The sequence below is a fragment of the Mycolicibacterium obuense genome, assembly GCF_055397605.1.
This window is the reverse complement of the sequence record NZ_AP043663.1, coordinates 3,145,360-3,167,898: the sequence shown is the minus strand read 5'-3', so window position 1 is coordinate 3,167,898 and position 22,539 is coordinate 3,145,360. Positions and strand designations below refer to the sequence as shown.

20 protein-coding genes are annotated in these 22,539 nt (G+C 69.8%); 13 read left to right on the top strand and 7 right to left on the bottom strand.

Annotated features, from left to right (window positions below; genetic code table 11):
• The gene (locus ACZ50N_RS14985; RefSeq protein WP_236694078.1) at positions 1 to 2,739 is read left to right on the top strand and encodes a DEAD/DEAH box helicase; all 2,739 of its coding nucleotides are present in this window, start codon (positions 1 to 3) and stop codon (positions 2,737 to 2,739) included.
• A 49-nt stretch (positions 2,740 to 2,788) separates the two neighbouring features.
• A complete protein-coding gene (locus ACZ50N_RS14980) occupies positions 2,789 to 3,568 on the top strand; it encodes a DUF4333 domain-containing protein (protein ID WP_046365242.1) in 780 nt (259 codons plus the stop codon).
• Between the two features lie 22 nt (positions 3,569 to 3,590).
• Here the strand turns inward: ACZ50N_RS14980 and ACZ50N_RS14975 are convergent, their stop codons facing one another.
• Positions 3,591 to 4,544: a 5'-3' exonuclease gene (locus ACZ50N_RS14975; RefSeq protein WP_464473184.1), complete on the bottom strand. Its 954-nt coding sequence runs from the start codon at positions 4,542 to 4,544 to the stop codon at positions 3,591 to 3,593.
• 141 nt (positions 4,545 to 4,685) lie between these two features.
• Between ACZ50N_RS14975 and ACZ50N_RS14970 the strand changes: the two genes are divergently transcribed.
• Complete coding sequence (locus tag ACZ50N_RS14970; RefSeq protein WP_133413811.1) at positions 4,686 to 5,813, top strand: M24 family metallopeptidase; 1,128 nt, start codon at positions 4,686 to 4,688, stop codon at positions 5,811 to 5,813.
• 4 nt (positions 5,814 to 5,817) lie between these two features.
• On the opposite strand, the gene ACZ50N_RS14965 is transcribed toward ACZ50N_RS14970, so the two are convergent.
• Positions 5,818 to 6,231 (bottom strand): TIGR03618 family F420-dependent PPOX class oxidoreductase, encoded by a 414-nt coding sequence (locus tag ACZ50N_RS14965; RefSeq protein WP_464473183.1) that lies wholly within the window; start codon positions 6,229 to 6,231, stop codon positions 5,818 to 5,820.
• A 35-nt stretch (positions 6,232 to 6,266) separates the two neighbouring features.
• On the opposite strand from ACZ50N_RS14965, the gene ACZ50N_RS14960 reads away from it, so the two are divergent.
• Both ACZ50N_RS14960 and cbiE read left to right on the top strand, forming a co-directional pair.
• Complete coding sequence (locus ACZ50N_RS14960) at positions 6,267 to 7,028, top strand: decaprenylphospho-beta-D-erythro-pentofuranosid-2-ulose 2-reductase (RefSeq protein ID WP_464473182.1); 762 nt, start codon at positions 6,267 to 6,269, stop codon at positions 7,026 to 7,028.
• Positions 7,025 to 8,212, top strand: coding sequence for a precorrin-6y C5,15-methyltransferase (decarboxylating) subunit CbiE (gene cbiE / locus ACZ50N_RS14955; RefSeq protein WP_464473181.1), 1,188 nt, complete (start codon positions 7,025 to 7,027; stop codon positions 8,210 to 8,212). The genes ACZ50N_RS14960 and cbiE overlap by 4 nt, the downstream gene beginning before the upstream one ends.
• Here the strand turns inward: cbiE and ACZ50N_RS14950 are convergent.
• From ACZ50N_RS14950 to ACZ50N_RS14930, 5 genes are read right to left on the bottom strand one after another with little or no spacing between them, the layout of a single operon-like run.
• Positions 8,175 to 9,254 (bottom strand): phosphotransferase family protein, encoded by a 1,080-nt coding sequence (locus ACZ50N_RS14950; protein ID WP_464473180.1) that lies wholly within the window; start codon positions 9,252 to 9,254, stop codon positions 8,175 to 8,177. The two genes, cbiE and ACZ50N_RS14950, sit on opposite strands and share 38 nt — an antisense overlap.
• A 14-nt stretch (positions 9,255 to 9,268) precedes the next feature.
• Positions 9,269 to 10,783 (bottom strand): precorrin-2 C(20)-methyltransferase, encoded by a 1,515-nt coding sequence (locus ACZ50N_RS14945; RefSeq protein WP_046365238.1) that lies wholly within the window; start codon positions 10,781 to 10,783, stop codon positions 9,269 to 9,271.
• Positions 10,780 to 11,406 (bottom strand): precorrin-8X methylmutase, encoded by a 627-nt coding sequence (locus tag ACZ50N_RS14940; protein ID WP_464473179.1) that lies wholly within the window; start codon positions 11,404 to 11,406, stop codon positions 10,780 to 10,782. The genes ACZ50N_RS14945 and ACZ50N_RS14940 overlap by 4 nt, the downstream gene beginning before the upstream one ends.
• 9 nt (positions 11,407 to 11,415) lie before the next feature.
• Positions 11,416 to 12,552: a precorrin-3B synthase gene (cobG, locus tag ACZ50N_RS14935; protein ID WP_464473178.1), complete on the bottom strand. Its 1,137-nt coding sequence runs from the start codon at positions 12,550 to 12,552 to the stop codon at positions 11,416 to 11,418.
• 35 nt (positions 12,553 to 12,587) lie between these two features.
• The gene (locus ACZ50N_RS14930; protein WP_046365235.1) at positions 12,588 to 13,502 is read right to left on the bottom strand and encodes a TauD/TfdA dioxygenase family protein; all 915 of its coding nucleotides are present in this window, start codon (positions 13,500 to 13,502) and stop codon (positions 12,588 to 12,590) included.
• Positions 13,503 to 13,688: 186 nt separating this feature from the next.
• Between ACZ50N_RS14930 and ACZ50N_RS14925 the strand changes: the two genes are divergently transcribed.
• From ACZ50N_RS14925 to ACZ50N_RS14890, 8 genes are all read left to right on the top strand, one after another.
• Positions 13,689 to 14,345, top strand: coding sequence for an ABC transporter permease (locus ACZ50N_RS14925; RefSeq protein WP_048422686.1), 657 nt, complete (start codon positions 13,689 to 13,691; stop codon positions 14,343 to 14,345).
• Positions 14,342 to 15,505: an ABC transporter ATP-binding protein gene (locus tag ACZ50N_RS14920; RefSeq protein WP_133413806.1), complete on the top strand. Its 1,164-nt coding sequence runs from the start codon at positions 14,342 to 14,344 to the stop codon at positions 15,503 to 15,505. The genes ACZ50N_RS14925 and ACZ50N_RS14920 overlap by 4 nt, the downstream gene beginning before the upstream one ends.
• Positions 15,502 to 16,287 carry an ABC transporter permease gene (locus ACZ50N_RS14915; protein ID WP_464473177.1) on the top strand — a complete coding sequence of 262 codons (786 nt, stop codon included), beginning with the start codon at positions 15,502 to 15,504 and terminating at the stop codon, positions 16,285 to 16,287. Before ACZ50N_RS14920 ends, ACZ50N_RS14915 begins: the two co-directional genes overlap by 4 nt.
• A complete protein-coding gene (locus ACZ50N_RS14910) occupies positions 16,284 to 17,258 on the top strand; it encodes a glycine betaine ABC transporter substrate-binding protein (protein ID WP_133413805.1) in 975 nt (324 codons plus the stop codon). The genes ACZ50N_RS14915 and ACZ50N_RS14910 overlap by 4 nt, the downstream gene beginning before the upstream one ends.
• A gap of 313 nt (positions 17,259 to 17,571) precedes the next feature.
• Entirely contained in the window at positions 17,572 to 21,150 is a 3,579-nt protein-coding gene (gene cobN / locus ACZ50N_RS14905; RefSeq protein ID WP_464473176.1) for a cobaltochelatase subunit CobN, read from the top strand.
• Between the two features lie 33 nt (positions 21,151 to 21,183).
• Positions 21,184 to 21,564 (top strand): PPOX class F420-dependent oxidoreductase, encoded by a 381-nt coding sequence (locus tag ACZ50N_RS14900; protein WP_464467884.1) that lies wholly within the window; start codon positions 21,184 to 21,186, stop codon positions 21,562 to 21,564.
• 3 nt (positions 21,565 to 21,567) lie between these two features.
• The gene (locus ACZ50N_RS14895) at positions 21,568 to 21,963 is read left to right on the top strand and encodes a PPOX class F420-dependent oxidoreductase (RefSeq protein ID WP_046365228.1); all 396 of its coding nucleotides are present in this window, start codon (positions 21,568 to 21,570) and stop codon (positions 21,961 to 21,963) included.
• A 33-nt stretch (positions 21,964 to 21,996) separates the two neighbouring features.
• Entirely contained in the window at positions 21,997 to 22,506 is a 510-nt protein-coding gene (locus ACZ50N_RS14890) for an FxsA family protein (protein WP_048422692.1), read from the top strand.
• Positions 22,507 to 22,539 lie beyond the last annotated feature (33 nt).

Genomic DNA, 22,539 nt, shown 5'->3' with positions numbered 1-22,539 from the left:
GTGACCGCTGACTCGGTCGCGGCGTTCACCGAACTGATCCCGTTCGCGCTGGACGGGTTCCAGCGCCGCGCCTGTGACGCGCTGGCCCACGGCCACGGGGTCCTGGTGTGCGCGCCCACCGGCGCTGGGAAAACGGTTGTCGGCGAATTCGCTGTCCATCTCGCGCTCGCAGCGGGCCGAAAGTGCTTCTACACCACGCCGATCAAGGCTTTGAGCAACCAGAAGCACAACGACCTGGTGCGCCGCTACGGCCCGGAGCGCATCGGTCTGCTCACCGGCGACCAGAACATCAACGGCGACGCGGACGTGGTGGTGATGACCACCGAGGTGCTGCGCAACATGCTCTACGCGGATTCGCCTGCCCTGCAGGGACTCTCGCACGTCGTGATGGACGAGGTGCACTTCCTGGCCGACCGGATGCGCGGCGCGGTGTGGGAGGAGGTGATCCTGCACCTGCCCGACGACGTGCGGCTGGTCAGCCTGTCGGCCACGGTGAGCAACGCCGAGGAGTTCGGCGGCTGGATTCAGACCGTGCGCGGCGACACCACCGTGGTCGTCGACGAGCACCGACCGGTCCCGCTGTGGCAGCACGTGATGGTCGGCAAGCGCCTGATGGATCTGTTCGACTACCGAGCCTCGGGTCCGCCGCGTGGTGGCCGGGACCTCCTGGTCGATCCTGAGTTGTTGCGCCACATCGCCCATCGCCGGGAAGCCGACCGGCTCACCGACTGGCAACCCCGGGGCCGCGGCGGTCGGGGTGGGCGGCCACCGATCTACCGCACGCCCGGCCGTGCCGACGTGATCAGCGTGCTCGAGCAGCGCGATCTGCTGCCCGCGATCACGTTCATCTTCTCCCGGGCCGGCTGCGATGCCGCGGTCAAGCAGTGCCTGCGGTCGTCGCTTCGGCTGACGACCGACTCGGAACGGGCGCGCATCGCCGAGATCGTCGACCGCCGTACCGTCGACCTGAACGACTCGGATCTGATCGTGCTCGACTTCCACGAGTGGCGCGAGGGGCTGCTGCGCGGCCTGGCCGCCCACCATGCCGGCATGCTGCCGGTGTTCCGCCACACCGTCGAGGAGCTGTTCACCGCGGGCCTGGTCAAGGCGGTGTTCGCGACCGAGACCTTGGCGCTGGGCATCAACATGCCGGCCCGCACCGTGGTCCTGGAGCGGTTGGTGAAATTCAACGGCGAGCAACATCTGCCGCTCACGCCCGGCGAGTACACGCAGCTGACCGGGCGGGCCGGTCGGCGCGGCATCGACGTCGAAGGCCACGCGGTGGTGCTGTGGAATCCCGACATCGACCCGGCCGAGGTGGCCGGGCTGGCCTCGACGCGGACATTCCCGCTGCGCAGCTCGTTCGCCCCGACCTACAACATGACCATCAATTTGGTGCACCAAATGGGTCCCGAGCAGGCCCATCAGCTGCTCGAGCGGTCGTTCGCGCAGTACCAGGCCGACCGGTCCGTGGTCGGGCTGGTGCGCGGCGTCGAACGGGCCGAGAAGCTGCTCGACCAGCTCGCCGCCGAGTTCGGCGGCCGAGAAGCACCGATCCTCGACTACGCGCGGCTGCGGGCGCAGATCGGTGAGCGGGAACGCGCCCAGTCGCGGGCATCCCGGCTGCAGCGCAGGCAAGCCGCCAACGACGCGCTCACCGCGCTGCGGCGCGGCGACATCATCACGATCACCCACGGCAGGCGCGGCGGGCTGGCCGTCGTCCTCGAGCCAGCCCGTGACGACGACGACCCGCGCCCGCTGGTCCTGACCGAGACCCGCTGGGCGGGCCGGATCTCCTCGGCCGACTATTCGGGGGCGATCGGCCCGATGGGCCGCATGACGCTGCCGAAACGCGTGGAACACCGCAACCCGCGGGCGCGCCGCGATCTGGCCTCGGCGCTGACGTCGGCCGCGGCGGGCCTCGACGTCCCGTCGGCCCGCAGGCGTCGCAGCGGTCCCGCCGACGAACCCGACGTCGACCCCGAGCTGGCCGCGCTGCGGGACCGGATGCGAGCCCACCGGGCCCATCAGCTTCCCGACCGGGAGGACAAGGCGCGCCTGGCCGAGCGCTACCTGAAGATGGAACGCGAGAACGAGGCGCTGCGCCGCAAGATCGCGACCGCGACGAACTCGCTGGCCCACACGTTCGACCGGATCGTCGTGCTGCTCACCGAGCGCGGTTATGTCGCCGGGGACGGCGAGAGCCGTTCGGTCACCGCGGACGGTCGCCTGCTGGCCCGCATCTACAGCGAGGCGGATCTGCTGGTCGCCGAATGTCTGCGCACGGGTGTGTGGGACGACCTCGATGCGCCGGAACTCGCGGCGGCCCTGTCGTCGGTGCTCTACGAGTCGCGGCGGGACGGGCACGGACCCACAGATGGGTCCGGTGTGCCGACGGGCCGGCTGAGGCGCGCGCTGAACCGGACCCGCCGGCTGTGGACCGAGCTGCGGTCCGACGAGCAGCGACACCGGCTGGCGCCCAGCCGTGAACCCGACGACGGTTTCGTCGCGGCGATCCACCGGTGGGCCAGCACGGGCGACCTCGCCTCCGCGCTGGCCGCCAGCGATCCCGGCACCGGGGTCACGATGCCGGCGGGCGATTTCGTGCGGTGGTGCCGCCAGGTGCTCGATCTCGCCGATCAGGTCCGCATCGCCGCGCCGTCGCAGGCTTTGCGAGCGACCGCGAAACGCGCCATCAACGACGTTCGGCGCGGCGTCGTGGCCGTTGACGCCGGGTAGTGTGTGGCCAGCTACACCACCAGACCGCCGCGCACGACCGAGGAGAGAAATGAGCGGACCGCAGGGATCTGATCCGAACCAGCAGTGGCCGGGTCATCAGCCTGAGTCTGGCGCGGAGCAGCAGCCGTCGAGCGAGGCAGCCGCCAACCAGGGTTGGCAGCCGCCGTCAGGGTCGCAGCAGCCGCAGGCGCCGGACCAGCAGTCCTGGCAGCCGCCGGCCTACACGCCGCAGCAGTACCCGCAGTACCAGCAGCCCACGTACCCGCCGCAGCAGTACCCGCCGACGGAGCAGTACGGGACCAGTCCCACCGGATACCCGCCGCCGGGACAGTACGGTCAGCCCGGCGCCTACGGTCAGCAGCCGCAGTACGGGCAGCCCGGCGCCTACGGCCAGCAGCCGGGGCAGCCCGGTCAGTACGGACAACCGGGTCAACCCGGGCAGTACGGCCAGTACCCGAACTACCAGGCCCCGGGCGGCGAAGAAGGCTCCAAGAAGTCGATGGCCGTCGTCGGGACCATCGTCGGCCTGCTCGCTGCGATCATCGTCGCGGTCGTGCTGGTCCTCGGATTCTGGAAGCCGGGCTTCTTCGTGACCACCAAGCTCGACGTCAACGCCGCGCAGACCGGTGTGCAGCAGATCCTGACCGATCAGACCAATGGCTACGGCGCCAAGAACGTCAGCAACGTCAAGTGCAACAACGGCGTCAGCCCGACGGTGAAGAAGGGTGACACCTTCAACTGCGAGGTCAGCATCGACGGCACCAAGCGCCAGGTCACCGTCACTTTCCAGGACGACAAGGGCACCTACGAGGTGGGCCGACCCAAGTAGTTCGGCCCGTCAGCCCGGCTCGTCAGGGCAGGCCGTCGAGCGCCTTCTGCAGGCGGCCGATCGACGACGACACGCCGTAGCGTTCGGCGAGTTCGACGACTTTGCGCGGGTGCTCGGCGGCCAGCGGTAGCGTGTCGTCGGGCCGGGAGAACGTGACCGGTGCGTCGGTGGCGACGCGCACCACCGGTTCGGCGGCGGCCAGGTACTCGGCGGCCGAACGCAGCTTGGTGCGCTGCGCCTTGGCCAGTTTCGACGCCGGATCCTCGATGGCGCCACGCAGTTCCGCCAGCGATCCGTACGTCGTCAGCAGGGTCGAGGCGGTCTTCTCGCCGATGCCCGCCACACCGGGCAGCCCGTCGGAGGGGTCGCCGCGCAGCAGCGCGAGTTCGGCGTAGGCCGGGCCGGCGCGGTCGATCGGCACGCCGTAGTTCTCGGCTACCTCGGCGGGCCCGTACTTCGTGGCCTTGGCCAGGCCGCGGCCCAGATAGAGGACGCGCACCGGGGTCGGCTCGTCGCGGACGACCTGCAGCAGGTCGCGGTCGCCGCTGACGACCACGACGGGATCGCGGGTCTCCCGGCTGGCCAGGGTGCCCAGCACATCGTCGGCTTCGTGGTCGGGCGCGCCGGCGGTCGCGATACCGAACGCGTCGAGGATCTCCATGATCATGTCGACCTGCGGAGTCAGCTCGTCGGGTACTTCTTCGACATCGGGTTCGTCGCCGGGGTTTTCCTGCACCACCCGGTGGGCCTTGTACGACGGCACCAGGTCGACCCGCCATTGCGGGCGCCAGTCGTCGTCGCGGCACACCACCAGGCGGCGGGGCTGCTCGCGGGTGATCACGGTCGCGACGGCATCGAGGAAGCCGCGCAGCGCGTTGACCGGACGGCCGTCGGGTGCGGTGATCGACGACGGCACACCGAAATACGAGCGGAACCACATGCTCGCACCGTCGAGCAGCACCAGGGGAGCAGTCACCCCGCCATCCTGCCAGGCCCGTTTCTCCGGCGACCGGACGCGAACTCGAGTGTTCTGCCCGGCGTGTCGCTCGAGTTCGCGTCTGTCCCCTACTTCGTGTGGGCCCTCGCGGGAAGGAACCTGAGCACTAACCTGGTGGGCATGAGCGCCCAGTCCCGATTCGGCACCGACGTGTACGCCCACCGCCTGCATGCCGCGGCCCGCGCCGCGGCCGACGCGGGACTGGCCGGTCTGGTCATCACCCCCGGCTACGACCTGCGCTACCTGGTGGGCTCGCAGGCCCAGACCTTCGAGCGGCTGACCGCGCTGGTGCTCCCGGCCGACGGCACGCCGACGATCGTGGTGCCCCGCATGGAGCTGGCCTCGCTGAAGGAGTCGGCGGTGCCCGACCTCGACGTGACCGTGCGTGACTGGGTCGACGGCGACGATCCCTACGCTCTGGTCGCCGATGCGCTGGGCGGTGCCCCGGTGAGCGTGGCAGTGACCGACGCGATGCCCGCGCTGCACCTGCTCCCGCTGGCCGGGGTGCTCGGCGCGACGCCGGTGCTCGCCACCGATGTGCTGCGCACGCTGCGCATGCTCAAGGACCCGGCCGAGATCGACGCGCTGCGCAAGGCCGGAGCCGCGATCGACCGGGTGCATGCGCGCGTGCCCGACTTCCTCACACCCGGCCGCACCGAGGCAGACGTCGCCGCTGACATCGCCGAAGCCATTGTGGCTGAGGGACATTCAGAGGTGGCGTTCATCATCGTCGGTTCCGGACCGCATGGGGCCGATCCCCACCACGAGTGCTCGGACCGCGCACTGCAGGCCGGTGACATCGTGGTCGTCGACATCGGCGGCCCGTACGAACCCGGCTACAACTCCGACTCCACTCGCACGTACAGCATCGGCGAACCCGACCCGGAGGTGGCTCGCCGCTATGCGGTGCTCCAGCGGGCCCAGCAGGCCGCGGTGGCAGCTGTGCGTCCCGGTGTCACCGCCGAACAGGTCGACGCCGCGGCGCGCGACGTGCTGGCCGCCGAGGGACTCGCAGAGTACTTCGTGCACCGCACCGGACACGGCATCGGATTGTCGGTGCACGAGGAGCCCTACATCGTCGCCGGCAACGACCTGCCGCTGCAGGAGGGCATGGCCTTCTCCGTCGAGCCGGGCGTCTACTTCCCCGGGCAGTGGGGGGCGCGCATCGAGGACATCGTCATCGTCACCGCCGACGGCTCGGAGTCGGTGAACAATCAGCCCCACGACCTGGTCGTGGTGCCGGTGTGAGCGGCTAGCTCTCGCCCCGGTCCAGCAGACCCGACGAGCCGAGCACCCGCTCCACCCGCACCTCGATCACGACCCGCTTGGGGTTCGGCCGCGGCGTCCGATAGCGCTGCGCATACCGCCGTTCGGCGTCGCGCACCTCGTTTTCCTCGGTGTGGACGGTGGACGAGCCCTCCAGCGAGAGCCAGCGTGCACCGTCGACCTGGCTGAGCACCGCGACGCCGCGCTGGTCGGCGTTGACGGCCTTCTGCGAGCCGCCGGTGGTGATCACGCGCGCGATGTGGGTGACCGGGTCGAAAGTGAACCCGACGGCGACCACGTGGGGAGAATTGTCCGACCGCAGGGTCGTGAGCATCGCCAGATGCCGCTCCGTCAGGAATGCGATCGCATCGGTGGTCAGCCGCGTGGTTGCCTTGCCCATCGGGCTCCACGCTAGCGCAGGACATAATCGCAGCCATGAAAGACACGGCTCAGACGGCCGACACCGACCTGGTCGTGGTGTTCGGAGGCCGCAGCGAGATCGGCATCGAGGTGGCGCGCCGGCTGGCCCGCGGCGCCACGGTGGTGCTGGCGGCGCGCCGACCCGACGATCTCTTCGCCCAGACCACGGCGCTGCACGACGCCGGCGCCCGCGAGGTGCACACGATCGCCTTCGACGCCGACGACCTGGGCTCCCACGCGGGCGTCGTTGCCGACATCGTGGCGCGCCACGGTGCGATCGGCGCCGCGGTGCTGGCCTTCGGCATTCTCGGCGACCAGGCACTGGCCGAGCGGGACGCCGCGCACGCGGCCGCGATCGTGCACACCGATTACGTCGCGCAGGTCAGCCTCCTGACGGTGCTCGCCGAGACGATGCGGGCGGCCGGGCGTGGGACGATGATCGCGTTCTCGTCGGTGGCCGGGGTGCGGGCGCGGCGGGCGAACTACGTCTACGGGTCGGCCAAGGCCGGTCTGGATGCGTTCTGCAGCGGGTTGACCGACGCCCTGCACGGCACCGGCGTGCGGCTGCTGCTGGTGCGGCCGGGCTTCGTGATCGGTCGGATGACCGAAGGCATGGCGCCCGCGCCGCTGTCCAGCACGCCCGGGCAGGTCGCGGACGCCACTGTGGCCGCGCTGCGGCGCGGTCGCAGCGTGGTGTGGGTGCCGGCCCCGCTCGTGGCGCTCGCCGCGGCGTTCCGGGTGACCCCGCGGCCGGTGTGGCGGAGGCTGCCCAGATGATCGTCGTCGTCGGGATCGGCGCCGACGGGATGGCCGGCCTCGCCCCGCCTGCGCGCACCGAATTGGCCAGGGCCACGGTCATTTACGGATCTCAGCGTCAACTCGCTCTGCTCGACGACAGTGTGCGGGCGGTGCGGCGGCCGTGGCCGAGTCCGCTGTTGCCCGCGATCGACACGCTGCTCGACGGGGCGGACGCCGATGTCCACGTGATCGCCAGCGGTGACCCGCTGCTGCACGGCATCGGCAGCACGCTGATCCGCGCCTACGGGGCAGACCGGGTCGCGGTCCTGCCGCACGTGTCGTCGGTGACGCTGGCATGCTCACGGCTCGGGTGGGCGGTGCAGGACACCGAGGTGATCAGCCTGGTCACCGCGGACACGGTCAGTGCCATCCGGCGTGGCGGGCAGGCCGTGGTGCTGTCGAGGGATCGCACCAGCCCCGTCGAATTGGCGCGCCTGTTGACCGCAACGGGCCGTGGGGATTCCGAGGTGACGATCCTCGAACAGCTCGGCGGGCCACGGGAGTTGCGCCGCTCGTCGACGGCGCGGGAATGGGTCGCGCGCCCGCCGGGTGACGTCGACGACCTCAACGTCGTCGCGGTGCGATATCTCCCTGACGATCGCCGCTCTGGCGCGCTGCCGAACGATCTGTTCGACCACGACGGGCAGCTCACCAAGCAGGGGATGCGGGCCGTCACCCTGGCCGCGCTGGCGCCGCGCCCGGGGGAGTTGCTCTGGGACGTCGGTGCCGGATCGGGCAGCGTCGCGATCGAGTGGTGCCTGACCGGAACCGGTTGTCGCGCCGTTGCTTTCGAACGCGACAGCGAACGGCGCCGCCGGATCGCCGACAACGCGCGGACATTCGGCGTGGCCCTCGACATCCGCGGCAGCGCGCCGGCCGAGCTGACGGACGCACCCACGCCCGCGGCGATCTTCGTCGGCGGCGGGGTCACGAACCCCGGCCTGCTGCAGGCCTGCTGGGAGCGGCTGCCCGCCGGTGGCCGGCTCGTCGCCAATGTGGTCACGGCCGAGTCGGAAGCCGTTCTCGTCCAGTGGTATTCACAACACGGGGGAGAGCTGGCGAAATTTCAGCACTACCGCGGCGAGCCGGTCGGTGCGTTCACCGGGTGGCGGCCCGCGATGCCGGTCACGCAGTGGTCGGTGACGAAGCCTGATACGACCTGATCAACTCGATCGTGCCGAGTTCACGCACCGCCCGGCAGCCCCGGCTCAGCATGGTGAGGATCATCTCGTCCCCGCGGTCGGTGGACGCCGAGAACGCGAACCCCAGCGCCGTCAGGAACGGAGCCTGCAGAGCTCCGAGACGGTAGTCCTGCCAACAGGTGTCGAGGTCGTAGTCGGTGACGCCGTACCCCGACACCGCGGCGTGGTAGCGCTGCACGAGGTCCCGTTCGACCGTGGCGCGGGTCTCGGGCGCCAAGCTGGTCGCGGTGAAGTAGGCGAGGTCGCGGGCCGGCAGTCCGAGCCCGATGGTCTGCCAGTCCACGACGGTGACCCGCGTGCGCTGCGGGTCGAACAGCAGATTGTCCAGCCGGAAGTCGCCGTGCAGCAGTGAGAACCGGTCTTTCTCGGCCGACAACCACGGTGTCACCAGGTTCATCGACGTCGTCAGGGTCTCGCGATCGGCATCGCTGATCCGCGCGCCGAGGCGGTCGAGGGTGATGGTGGCCGCCATCGCCGACACCTCGCCCATGCCGGCGGCCGCGGCCTCGTCGCCCGGCTTGGGCATGATGATCGAGGTCAGCTCGTACCAGCGCGCCTGACACCAGCTGGGGCCGTGCAGGTCGGCCAGCGCGTCGACGGCCAGCGCCGCCTCCTCCGGCGTGCAGCCCGCGAGCTGATCGCCCTGTTCGGCCGGCGCCATGTCGGCCAGCACGAGTACGAAATCCGTTCCATCGGAGGAGATGTCGCTGTGCACACAGGCCGGCACCGGCACGGCGACCTCGGCGCTGACCGCGGCGTAGAACTCGACCTCCGACTTGTATCCCAGCGCCACCCGTTCGCGCACCGCGTCGTCCTGGGCGGGCAGCTTCACCGCGAAGGTCGCGGGCAGGCCCGTCGCGCCGGCGTAGCTCACGCTCACCCGGTAGGTGGCGCCGGTCTGCCCCGTCCCGATCGGGGTCACGTCGGCATCGGTGACAGCAGCGCCCAGCGTCGAGCTCAACCAGGCGGCGGTGATGTCGGCCGGCGTGCGGGGAATGGTCATGGCTGCGCCCTCCGTCACTGCTGGGGGTAGTACCGCGGCGTGAACACCCGATCGGGGTTCGGCTCCGCCGAATACCACTGGGTCTGCGACGATCCCACGATCAGCAGGCACCGCATGTCGACGTCGGCGGGATCGAGGTCGGCCAGGCGCACCACGCGCACCGACTCTGTCGGCCCGGCGATGTCGCGACCGATCACCACCGGCGTGCCGGCATCGCGATGGGCCAACAGGAGGTCGCGCATCGCACCGACCTGCCAGGTCCGCGTCTTCGACGCCGGGTTGTAGATCGCCAGCACCATGTCGGCGCGCGCGGCCGCGTCCAGCCGCGCCGCGATGATCTCCCACGGCTTGAGGCGATCCGACAGTGAGATCACGGCGTAGTCGTGCCCGAGCGGGGCTCCCACCCGACTGGCCACCGCCTGCGCGGCCGTCATCGCCGGGATCACCCGAACGTCCACGCCGGGCCATTGCTTGGCCTCTTCGAGAACCGCGGTCGCCATCGCGAACACCCCCGGGTCTCCGGAGGACACCACAGCCACGGCGTGGCCCTGCTCGGCCAGTGAACAGGCGAGGCGGGCGCGGGCCGGTTCGTCGGTGTTGTCGCTCGGGTGCCGGCGCTGGCCCTCGCGTACCCCGACGCGGTCCAGGTAGGGCCCGTAGCCGATGAGGTCGGTGGCCGCGGCGAGCTCGCGGCGACTCTGCGGGGTCATCCAGGCTGTACCGCCGGGACCGAGCCCGACGACGGTGACCGATCCGGTGGCCGTCTCGGAGGTGGCGTCGAGGGCCGAACCCGGGGCGTCCGGGTCCTGCATCGGACCCGGCAGCATCGTCAGCGCGAAATAGGGCACCGAGTCGTCCTCGACATCGGCGGCGGGCAGCACTCGCTGGCGCGAGGTGCTGGCCCGTTCCACGTAGTAGGTGTCCTGCAGCCGACCGGCGGCCGAGAGTGCTTGCCGCACAGCAGGATACGAGCGGCCGAGTTTCATGATGATGGCTGCGTCGGTGTCGGCGAGGCGGCGTTCGAGCTCGGCGGGCGCCATGGTGCCCGGAAGGATGGTGAGCACCTGATCGCCCTGGACCAGCGGCGTGGACACCGCCGCCGAGGCCGCGCTCACCGACGTCACCCCGGGCACGATCACCGCGTCGAAGCGCTGCGTCAGCCGGGTGTGCATGTGCATGTACGAGCTGTAGAACAGCGGGTCGCCCTCGGCCAGCAGCGCAACGTCGCGCCCGGCGTCGAGGTGCGCCGCGATACGGGCGGCCGCCTCGCGGTAGAAGTCCTCCATCGCCCCCGCATAGCCCCCGGGATGTTCGGAGGTCTCGGTGGTGACCGGGTAGACCAGATGCTCCTCGATCTGACCGGCGCGCAGATAGGGCTCGGCGATGCCGCGCGCGATGCTGCGGCCGTGCCGGGCGCTGTGATAGGCCACCACGTCGGCCTCGCCGATCACCCGGGCTGCCTTGACCGTCACCAGTTCGGGGTCACCCGGTCCCAGGCCGACCCCCCACAGCGTGCCGCGCTCGCTCATTCGGCAGTCGTCGCAATCGCGTTGACGGCGGCGGCGGCCATCGCGCTGCCGCCGCGCCGGCCGGTGACCACCAGATAGGACATGCCCCGCGGGTCGTCGATGAGTTCCTGCTTGGACTGCGCGGATCCGACGAAGCCCACCGGGCCGCCGAGCACCGCTGCTGGCGGCGCGACCCCGCCGTCGACGTGCTCGAGAAGCCGGAACAGGGCCGTCGGGGCGTTGCCGATCGCCATCACGGCGCCGGGCAGCCGGTCGGCCCACAGGTCGACCGCCGCCGCGGAGCGGGTGGTGGCGTGCTGGGCTGCGAATGCCGGTGCCCGCTCGTCGGCGACCAGGGAGACCACCTCGTTGTCGGCGGGTAGCCGCGAGCGGGTGATGCCGGCGGCGACCATCGACGAGTCGCACAGGATCGGGGCACCGGAGGCCAGCGCCTCGTAGGCCCGGACGACGACGTCGGGGGTGTAGGCGACATGCTCGGGCACGTCGGTCTGGCCGCAGGTGTGGATCAACCGGACCACGACCCGGGCGACGTCGGCGGGGAACCCGGACAGGTCGGACTCGGCACGGATCGTCGCGAACGACTGCCGGTAGATCTCCCCGGCATCGCGGATGTAGTCGAGCACCCGATCACCCTACGGGTGGGCCCGCCGCGGTTGGTAGCCATCTCCGGTGGCGATCAGCACGTCCGCGTCCGGGGGGCTGCCGCACGCCCTGTCGCAGCCGACGAAGTGCCGGTGACGTGGCGCTGCGTCGTCGAGTGCGGCGGAGTCGGTGAGCGCAGCCGCGGCGTCGGCGCGCACGTCGGCCAACGCGTGTGCGCAGCCCGGCCGGCCCGTGCAGGCCGACACGGACAGCCACGGCGACGCCTCGTCGAACACGAATCCCAGGGGTGCCAGCACGCGCAGCGCCGCGTCGGCCACCCCGTCGTCGAGGTCGGCGATCAGCACCGATCGCCAGGGCGTGATCACCAGGGGCGCCTGCACCGCGGCCAGGTAGCGGGCCAGCTCGGCATCGAGCACACCCAGCGGCACGGCCGCGCCGAGAGTGATCCGGCCGTCGTCCTGAGTGAGCCATCCGACCGGGGGACGGGTTCGCGCCGGCCATGTCCGGCCGGGCGGCGCCGTCGCGCCGAACCCGTCCACAACGACCTCGGGTGTCGTCAATTCCTTGATTCGCCACGCCTTTCCCCGCACCGAGACGAATCGGCGCGCGACGGCCAGCAGAGTCTCGACAGCGTCACCGGCAAGCACGCGGACCCCGGTGTCGGTACCGGACAGCGCGAGAGCCACGGTGTCCCCGTCGACGGCGCACACAGCGACGTCGGCGCCGAGGCCGGCGATGTCGCCGCGACCGTCGTCGATACCGAACAGGAAGCGCCCCGGCAACTCGGTCAGTGTCGGGTCCTGCTGCAGCGCATCATCGAGCGCGTGCACCATCGCGCGGACGTCGAGCAGACCGCCCTGGCGCCCCGACAGCGGCGACGCCACGATGTTGCGGATCTTCTCGCGGTCCGGCGACGGCAGCAGACCGGCTTCGGTGAGTCGACGGCCGAGTTCCGCCACGTCGCGGATACCGCGGATCTGCACGTTGCCCCGGGACGTGAGCTCCAGCGCCGGTGCGGCGAGATCGAGAGCGGCGGTGGCGATGGCCTCCATCTGCTCCGCGGTCAGCATTCCCGCCGGTAGCCGAACGCGGGCCAGGTCGCCGTCGGCGGCGCGGTGCGTCTGGAGCGCGCCGGGACAGGCGTCGGTGTCCCGGGTTCTGGCCATCCGACCACGGTACGCGGACGGTCCTGCCGCCGTTCTCAGCTGACCAGCCGCACCGGCACGACGATGTCGGAGTATGTCGATGCGTCACCGGCGATCACCCGGCTGCGCTGGCCGTGGACGTCGACGGGAACGTCACCGGCCAGCGTCACCCGCGTCAGGCGGCGGAACTGGTCGTCGTAGTCCGCGATCGCGTAGTGCTGAGTGGCACGGTTGTCCCACACGGCCAGATCGCCGAGCTCCCAGTTCCATCGCACCGTGTGCTCCAGCTTGGTGATGCGCGTCTGCAACAGGTCGAACAGGGCCGCCGACTCGGTGCGTCCGAGGCCGACGAAGCCCTTGACGAAGTTGCCCAGCAGCAGCACCCGCCGCCCCGTCTCGGGGTGGATCCGCACCACCGGGTGTTCGGTCTCGTAGTAGTCCGAGACGAATTCCTCGCGGTACTGACGTTCGGTGTCGGCCAGGGCTTCTCGCCGGCCGTCGATGTCCTTGGCGTAGTCGTAGGTGTTGGTGTGAACAGCCCACAGGTTCTCGGCCAGCGCGCGCAGCGGCTCCGGAAGCCGGTCGTAGGCGGCTTCCGTCGACGCCCACGTGGTGCTCCCGCCGTAGGGCGGCAGCGTGACCGCGCGCAGGATCGACGCCTTCGGGATCCGATCGACGAACGTGACGTCGGTGTGCCAGCTGTTGGCCTTGTCGTAGCGGGAGTCGATCGGCAGCACCTTCGTCCCGCGCGAGGTCACCGTCGGGTGCGCGATCGTCGGGGTGCCCAGCGACCGCGCGAAGGCCAGCTGACCGTCGTCGTCGAGATCGTGCTGGCCTCGGAAGAAGATCACCTTGTGTTCGAGCAGGGCGTCGTTGATCTGTGCTGCCGTGGCGGCATCGATACCGCGGGCCAGGTCGACGCCCTCGATGCGCGCGCCGATCACGGCACCCAGTTTGACCACTCGAACCATCGACTGCCTCCTCGTGACGTTCTCGCGCGACTGTCCTCCGCGAGAGGGGCACCCGCCCAGCCTTAGGTTCACTGAGAGTCGAACCCGTGCCGTTTCGCGCGGGTGAAGATCGGGTAACGCAGCACGACCGGAACGCAACGAGTCAGCAAAGGCGCAGAAAATCGAGGGGGCTGTGGGAGTGACGCGGTGACCTCGAATTCCACGGTGTGGGGGTATGTCTCCACCCACTACGAACAGCTGCTGTTCGACTCGTATCAGCACGTCAGTGCCGTCGTGCAGAGCGTGCTGATCGCGACGGTCATCGGCGTGGTCATCGGGGTGCTGACCTACCGCAACACGCTGGCGGCAAACCTCGCGACGACGACGTCGAGCGTGATCCTGACCGTTCCGGCGTTCGCTCTGCTCGGTCTGCTGATTCCGCTGTTCGGGCTCGGGGTGATTCCCAGTGTCGCGGCGCTGGTGCTGTATTCGCTGCTGCCGATCATCCGCAACACGATTGTCGGGCTGAATTCCGTCGATCCCGCGCTGACCGATGCGGCGCGGGGCATCGGGATGAGCCGGCTGGGCACGCTGACGCGCGTGGAGCTACGGCTCGTCTGGCCGGCGATCCTGTCGGCGATGCGGTTGAGCACGCAGATGTCGATGGGTGTGCTCGCGATCGCGGCCTACGTCAAGGGGCCAGGTCTGGGCAACCTGATCTTCGCCGGGCTGGCGCGGGTGGGCAGTCCCACCGCGTTGCCGATGGCGTTGACCGCGACGCTGCTGATCGTCATCCTCGCCCTCGCGCTCGACGCCGTCCTGGTTCTCGTCGGGCGCCTGACCACATCGAAAGGTGTTCGATGACAACCGATGTCACCGGGGTTCGCATCGAACTCGACCACGTCTCCAAGGTCTATCCCGGGGCAAAGCAGCCCGCGGTCGACGATGTGTCCCTCGACATCCCGGCCGGCGAGATCGTCGTGTTCGTCGGGCCGTCGGGCTGCGGGAAGACCACCACGATGCGCATGATCAACCGGCTCAGCGAGCCGACGTCCGGCCGCATCCTCATCGGCGACGACGACGCCCTGTCGATCGCACCGACCGAGCTGCGCCGCTCGATCGGTTACGCGATCCAGCAGGCAGGTCTGTTCCCGCACATGACCATTCGGCAGAACGTCGCGCTCGTACCCGGTCTGCTCAAGTGGGACCGGCAGCGCATCGCCGCCCGGGTCGACGAACTGCTCGACCTGGTGGGGCTCGAACCGGGCCAGTACGCCGATCGCTATCCCCGCCAGCTCTCCGGTGGTCAGCAGCAGCGAGTGGGCGTCGCCCGCGCGCTGGCTGCCGATCCGCCGGTGCTGCTGATGGACGAGCCGTTCGGCGCGGTGGACCCGATCACCCGCAGCACGCTGCAGGACGAATTGCTGCGGCTGCAGGACGAACTGCACAAGACGATCGTCTTCGTCACCCACGACTTCGGAGAGGCGGTCAAGCTCGGCGACCGCATCGCCGTGCTCGGCCAGCAGTCGGCGGTGCTGCAGTACGACACCCCGCAGAACATCCTGGCCAGCCCGGCCGACGACACCGTGGCGGGCTTCGTCGGCTCCGGGGCGTCACTGCGTCAACTCGGACTGTTGCGGGTCAAGGACGTGGCACTGGAGTCGCGGCCGTCCGTGCGCCACGACGACACCGTCGACCAGGCGCGCGCGACCATCGCCGAGAGCGACTGTGACTGGGCGGTCGTGCTCGACGACCGCGGACGGCCCGTCAGCTGGGTGCGCGCCAGCCGGTTGCGGCATGCCGGCGCGCTCGCCGATGCCGCAGAGCACCTCGACGTGGTCAGCACCCAGGCGACGCTCGAGGACGCCCTGGAGGCGATCCTGGCCGAACAGCACGCCTCGGCCGTCGTGACCGGCCCCGGAGGCCGGTACGAAGGCGTGGTCACCCTCGACACCCTCATCGACACCATCACGCGGTTGCGTCGCGAGGCCGAGGAGCCCGCCGACGGAGACGGCCCGTCGTGACCACTCAGACCGCCAACACCGGGACGGCCACCGGCGGCGCGCCGGCGCGCACGGCCGCCGAGCGGCTGCGGTTGTTCATCCAGCCCGTGCTGGTGCTGATCGTCGCGGCCGCCGTGGTGTTCTGGGCGTTCGATCGCGACCTGACCGCCACCCAGCGCGAGAACATCAATCCCGCCAATGTGGCGACGCTGATCTGGCAGCACCTGCTGATCACCGCGGCGGTCACCGCCATCGTCGTGCTGGTCGGGGTGCCGCTCGGTGTCCTGGTCACACGGCCGGGAGCGAAAGTGTTGCGACCCTTCGTGATCGGCATCGCCAACGTCGGTCAGGCCGCTCCCGCGATCGGCCTGCTGGTGCTGCTGTTCCTGCTGACAGCGCGTACCGGCTTCTGGATCGGTGTACTGCCGATCGCGCTGTACTCGCTGCTCCCGGTGCTGTCGAGCACGATCCTCGGCATCGACCGCGTCGACCGGGCACTGATCGATGCCGGTCTCGGACAGGGGATGTCGCGCGCCGCCCTTCTGACGCGCGTCGAACTCCCGCTCGCGGTGCCGTTCATCCTCGCCGGGCTGCGGACGTCCCTGGTGTTGGCAGTGGGCACCGCCACGCTGTCGTTCCTCGTCAATGCCGGCGGGCTGGGCATCCTCATCGACACCGGATACAAGTTGCAGGACAACGTGACCCTGATCCTCGGCAGCGTGCTCGCGGTCTGTCTGGCGCTGCTGGTGGACTGGCTCGGCGGGCTCGCCGAGTTCTACGTCGGCCCCAAGGGTCTGCGATGAGCCGCCGCGGGCTGGCTGCGCTCGCCGCCGTCGTCCTACTGGTGACGACCGCCTGCGGGCTGGGGTCGGGCAGCGCGGTTCCGCTGCAGGTCGGGCCGGGCTCGATCAAGCCCACGCCGGGTCTGGAAGGGGTCCAGATCACCGTCGGCTCCAAGGAGTACACCGAGCAGGTCATCCTCGGCTACATCTTGGAGTACACGCTCGCCGCTGCCGGCGCGCAGGTACGCGACCTGACCGGCATCGTGGGCAGTCGCAGCACCCGCGGCGCCCAGCTGTCCGGTCAGGTCGACGTCGCCTACGAGTTCACCGGTAATGCCTGGATCAACTACCTCGGCCACGAGAAGCCTCTGCCCGACACCCGCAAGCAGTACGAGGCGGTGCGCGACGAGGATCTGGCCCGCAACGACATGGTGTGGCTGGAGCCGGGGCCGATGGACGACACGTACGCGCTGGCTGCCAGCACGCGCACCGTCGAGCGCACCGGCGTCCGGACGCTGTCGGACTACGCTTCGCTCGTCGAGCGCGATCCTGCCGCCGCGCGCACGTGCGTCGACACCGAGTTCCGGGCCCGGCAGGACGGTTTCCCGGGCATGGCGTCGGCGTACGGTTTCGATCCGGCCCGCGCGAACACCCCCATCCTGCAGGTCGGGATCATCTATCAGGCCACGGCCGACGGCACGCAGTGCGACTTCGGGGAGGTCTTCACCACCGACGGCCGGATCGTCGCTCTGGATCTCACGGTGCTCGAAGACGACAAGCAGTTCTTCGCGCACTACAACCCGTCGGTGACGATGAAGCGGAGCTTCTTCGAGGCCCATCCCGAGATCGCCGAGGTGACCGCGCCGGTCACGGCGGCGATCACCAATGAGGTCATCACCGAGCTCAACAAGCAGGTCGACGTCGACGGCCTCGACCCCAGCGTGGTGGCCCGCGACTGGATGGTGTCGCGGGGCTTCGTGACGGCCGGCTGAGACTTTCGACGTATCGAGATGTGACGGCTGTCACACAATTGCGGCATGAGTTCCGTGCCGCACCTTTCCTGCTGAGAACCCGGTACCGGCGGTACCGTCTGCGCTCAGTGGCCTCGTGCTCATCGGGGTCGCGGGAAAGGAACAACGATGTTCACACTCATCGCATTCGCCATCGTCATCGGCGGTCTCGCCGTAGTCGCGGGCACGCCCTACCGGCAGACCTGGTACGGCCGCTGGAACCGCTGACGGTTCGAACCCGGCCACTGACCACGCCGAGGTCACGGAGTTCACCCCCGTCCGGTACGAATGGGGGGTGACGACCGTTCTCCTGCTGTCCACGTCGGACACCGACCTGATCACCGCCCGCGCGTCCGGCGCCGGCTTCCGCTGGGCCAACCCGGCGCGCCTGGTCGACGGTGAGCTCGAAGAACTGCTGGCAGACGCCGACGTGGTGGTGGTCCGGATCCTCGGTGGCTACCGCGCATGGGAAGACGGTATCGACGCGGTGGTCGCCAGCAGGGTGCCTGCCGTGGTGGTCAGCGGCGAGCAGGCGCCCGACGCCGATCTGATGAACCGTTCGACCACGCCGGCGGGCGTCGCATTGCAGGCGCACGTGTATCTCGCCCAGGGGGGCGTCGAGAACCTCGCGAACCTGCACGCCTTCCTGTCCGACACGCTGCTGATGACCGGCTTCGGTTTCGCGGAGCCGGCCAGCACCCCGGCCTGGGGTGTCCTGGACCGGGTCGCAGGCCGAACCGAAGGGCCCGTCGTCGCCGTGCTGTTCTATCGGGCTCAGCAGCTCGCCGGAAACACCGCGTACATCGAGGCTCTGTGCGAGGCCATCGAAACCGCTGGGGGAGTGGCACTTCCGGTGTTCTGTGCCTCGCTGCGCACTCCGGAGCCCGCGCTGATCGAACTGCTCGGCACCGCCGACGCGATGATCACCACGGTGCTCGCGGCCGGTGGCGCGACTCCGGCGGCGGTGACGGCAGGCGGAGCCGACGACACCTGGAACGTGGCTCACCTTGCAGCCCTTGACGTCCCGATCCTGCAGGGCCTGTGCCTGACGTCGTCGCGCGCCCAGTGGGACGCCAACGACGACGGGATGTCGCCGCTCGACGTGGCCACCCAGGTCGCCGTGCCCGAGTTCGACGGCCGGATCATCACAGTTCCGTTCTCGTTCAAGGAGATCGACGACGAGGGGCTCATCACCTACGTCGCCGATCCCGAACGCTGCGCGAGGGTCGCCGGACTGGCCGTGCGGCACGCCCGGCTGCGATCGGTCGCCCCCGCCGACAAGCGGGTCGGCCTGGTCTTCTCCGCCTACCCGACCAAGCACGCCCGCATCGGCAATGCCGTGGGCCTGGACACGCCCGCCAGCGCGATCGCTCTGCTGGACGCCATGCGCGATGCCGGCTACGACGTCGGCGAGATCCCGGGACTGGACGCCGGCGACGGCGACGCGCTCATCCACGCGCTCATCGAACGCGGCGGCCAGGATCCCGATTGGCTCACCGAGACCCAGCTGGCCGGCAACCCGATCCGGGTGTCGGCCGCGGACTACCGCGCCTGGTTCGCCACGCTGCCCGGCGAGCTCGCGGACGCGGTGGTCGAGCACTGGGGTCCGCCGCCGGGGGAGTTGTTCGTCGACCGCAGTCGCAATCCCGAGGGCGACATCGTCATCGCAGCAATGCAATCGGGCAATGTCGTGATCCTGGTTCAGCCTCCCCGCGGGTTCGGGGAGAACCCGGTGGCCATCTACCACGACCCCGATCTGCCGCCCAGTCACCACTACCTCGCGGCCTACCGCTGGTTGGATGGCGCGTTCGGCAACAGCTTTCGCGCCGATGTCGTCGTCCACCTGGGCAAGCACGGCAACCTGGAATGGTTGCCGGGCAAGACGCTGGGCATGTCGTCGTCGTGCGGCACCGACGCCGCGCTGGGCGATCTGCCGCTGGTCTACCCGTTCCTGGTCAACGATCCGGGGGAGGGTACCCAGGCCAAGCGGCGTGCCCACGCGACGCTGATCGACCATCTGATCCCGCCGATGGCACGGGCCGAGACCTACGGCGACATCGCGCGTCTCGAGCAGCTTCTCGACGAGCACTCCACCATCTCCGCACTCGACCCCGGAAAGCTCCCCGCGATCCGTCAGCAGATCTGGACGCTGATGCGGGCGGCCAAGATGGATCACGACCTCGGGCTCGAGGACCGCCCCGACGAGGATTCTTTCGACGACATGCTGCTGCACGTCGACGGATGGCTGTGCGAGATCAAGGACGTCCAGATCCGCGACGGTCTGCACATCCTCGGCCGACGACCTGCCGACGAGAGCGAGCTCGACCTCGTACTGGCGATCCTGCGGGCCCGGCAGCTCTTCGGTGGAGAGCAGACCGTTCCCGGTCTGCGTCAGGCGCTCGGACTGGCCGAAGACGGCAACGACCAGCGGTCGGCCGTCGACGAGGCAGAGGGCAGGGCCCGGGAACTCGTTGCCGCACTGCAGGACAGCGGCTGGAACGCCGACGTCGTCGACTCGCTGACCGACAACTCCGACGTCGCCGCGATCCTGCGGTTCGCCGCCACGGAGGTGGTGCCGCGGCTGAGGCAGACGGCCGGTGAGATCGACCAGGTGTTGCGCGCTCTCGACGGCCACTTCATCCCGTCGGGACCGTCAGGATCGCCGCTGCGCGGACTGGTCAACGTGTTGCCGACCGGACGCAACTTCTACTCGGTCGACCCCAAGGCGGTGCCGTCGCGGTTGGCGTGGGAAACCGGTGTGGCGATGGCGGATTCGCTACTCGAGCGCTACCGGGCCGATCACGGGCGCTGGCCGGAGTCGGTCGGGCTCTCGGTGTGGGGGACGTCGGCGATGCGCACCTCCGGTGACGACATCGCCGAGGTGCTGGCACTGCTCGGAGTGCGTCCGATCTGGGACGATGCGTCGCGTCGCGTGGTGGATCTGGAACCCATCCCACTGGCCGAGCTGGGCCGGCCGCGCATCGATGTGACCGTCCGGATCTCGGGGTTCTTCCGCGACGCGTTCCCCCACGTGGTCGCGATGCTCGACGACGCGGTACGACTGGTCGCGAGCCTGGACGAGTCCGACGAGGACAACCTGGTGCGTGCGCACGCCCAGGTGGACCTGGCTGAGCACGGTGACGACAGACGCGCCACGACAAGGATTTTCGGCTCCAAGCCGGGCACCTACGGAGCCGGCCTGCTGCAACTCATCGACAGCCGCAACTGGCGCGACGACGCCGATCTGGCCGAGGTATACACGGCGTGGGGTGGGTTCGCGTACGGCCGGGGCCTCGACGGTGCGCCTGCCACCGACGACATGAACCGGGCCTATCGTCGAATCGCGGTGGCTGCCAAGAACACCGACACCCGCGAGCACGACATCGCCGACTCCGACGACTACTTCCAGTATCACGGCGGCATGGTCGCCACGGTGCGCGCGCTGACCGGCACCGCGCCCGCGGCCTACATCGGCGACAACACCCGGCCCGACGCGGTGCGCACGCGCACCCTGTCGGAGGAGACGACGCGCGTGTTCCTGGCCCGAGTGGTCAACCCGCGCTGGATGACCGCGATGCGGCGGCACGGGTACAAGGGCGCATTCGAGATGGCCGCGACGGTCGACTACCTGTTCGGCTACGACGCCACCGCGGGAGTGATGGCCGACTGGATGTACGAGCAGCTCTCGCAGAGTTACGTGCTGGACGACGAGAACCGCAAGTTCATGAACGAGTCCAACCCCTGGGCACTGCACGGGATGGCCGAGCGGCTGTTGGAGGCGGCGGGGCGCGGGATGTGGGCGGCGCCGGAGCAGGCCACCCTCGACGGCTTGCGGCAGGTACTACTGGAAACCGAGGGGGATCTCGAGGGCTGACCTGCGCGCGCGTACACCAGCTACATTTGTGCCATGCCCGTGACGTTCGCCGAGGTCGCCAAGTCCGAGTACATCCTTCTCACGACGTTCACCAAGGACGGCCGGCCCAAGCCGACCGCGATCTGGGCGGCGCCGGCAGGGGACAAGCTGATCGCCATCACCCAGGAGAAGTCGTGGAAGGTTAAGCGCATCCGCAACACCTCCCGGGTGACCATCGCACCCTGTGACCGAGGCGGTAAACCCAAGGGCGAGGCGGTGGAGGCGACCGCCCGCATACTCGACAAGTCCGCCAACGGCGCGACCTACGATGCGCTCGGCAAGCGCTACGGCCTGCTGGGCAAGGTGTTCAACTTCTTCTCCAAGTTGCGCGGCGGCATGGACAAGAACGTCACCATCGAGCTGACGGGGAACTGAGCCGTGGCACCCACCTTCGCCGACGTCTACCGCGAGAAGTACCTGCTGCTGACGACCTTCACCAAGGACGGCAAACCGAAGCCCACCCCGGTGTGGGGTGTTCCCGACGGCGACAAACTGCTGATCATCACCGACGACGGGTCGTGGAAGACCAAGCGCATCAACAACACTCCGCGGGTCACGATCCAGAAGTGCGGCGTGCTCGGCAAGGTCAAGGGTGAGCCGGTGGAAGGCGTGGCCCGGATGCTGCCGAAATCGGAGACCCGCCGGGTGTTCACCATGATCATCAAGCGCTACTGGAATCACGCCTGGTACTTCATCCCCCAGGCGATCCTGCGCGGCGGTATCGACAAGGTGCACGCCGCCATCGAGGTGACGGCCCCTCCTGCAGGTAGCTAGGAACCGAACGCGTGCCCCGGACGTTGACCGGACATGGCGATGAGGCTCTTCGTGCTCTACGTGGTGGTCGAGATGGCCGTGTTGGTCGGATTGACCGCGACGATCGGTTTCGGCGCGACCTTGCTGGCGGTCGCGGGCATGTTCCTGCTGGGCCTCGCGCTGGCCGGGTCTCAGCTGCGCCGGCATCTGCGTCGGCTGCAGTCCGGGCTCACCGCTGACAACGCCGCCGGGGTGGTCACCGACAGCGCCCTGGTGGCGCTGGGTACGGTGCTCGTCGTGATTCCCGGGCTGGCCAGTTCCGTCGTCGGCGCACTGCTGCTGCTTCCCCCCACGCGCACGCTCGCGCGTCCCGTCGTCACCGCGATGGTCGCCCGCCGGGCGCCGCTGATCGTCGGTGCGGGCACCGCCTCGAGGTTCGGCGCACAGCGGTTCGCGTACCGGCCCTCTCGCGGTGAGTACATCGACGGTGAGGTGATCGACGTCGTCGATGCTCCTGCCGACCCGGCAGGCAGCCAGGCCGAACCGCGCCGTCTGCCGGAGTGAACGCCACCCGCCTCCTGCTCGGCGGGCGCATCC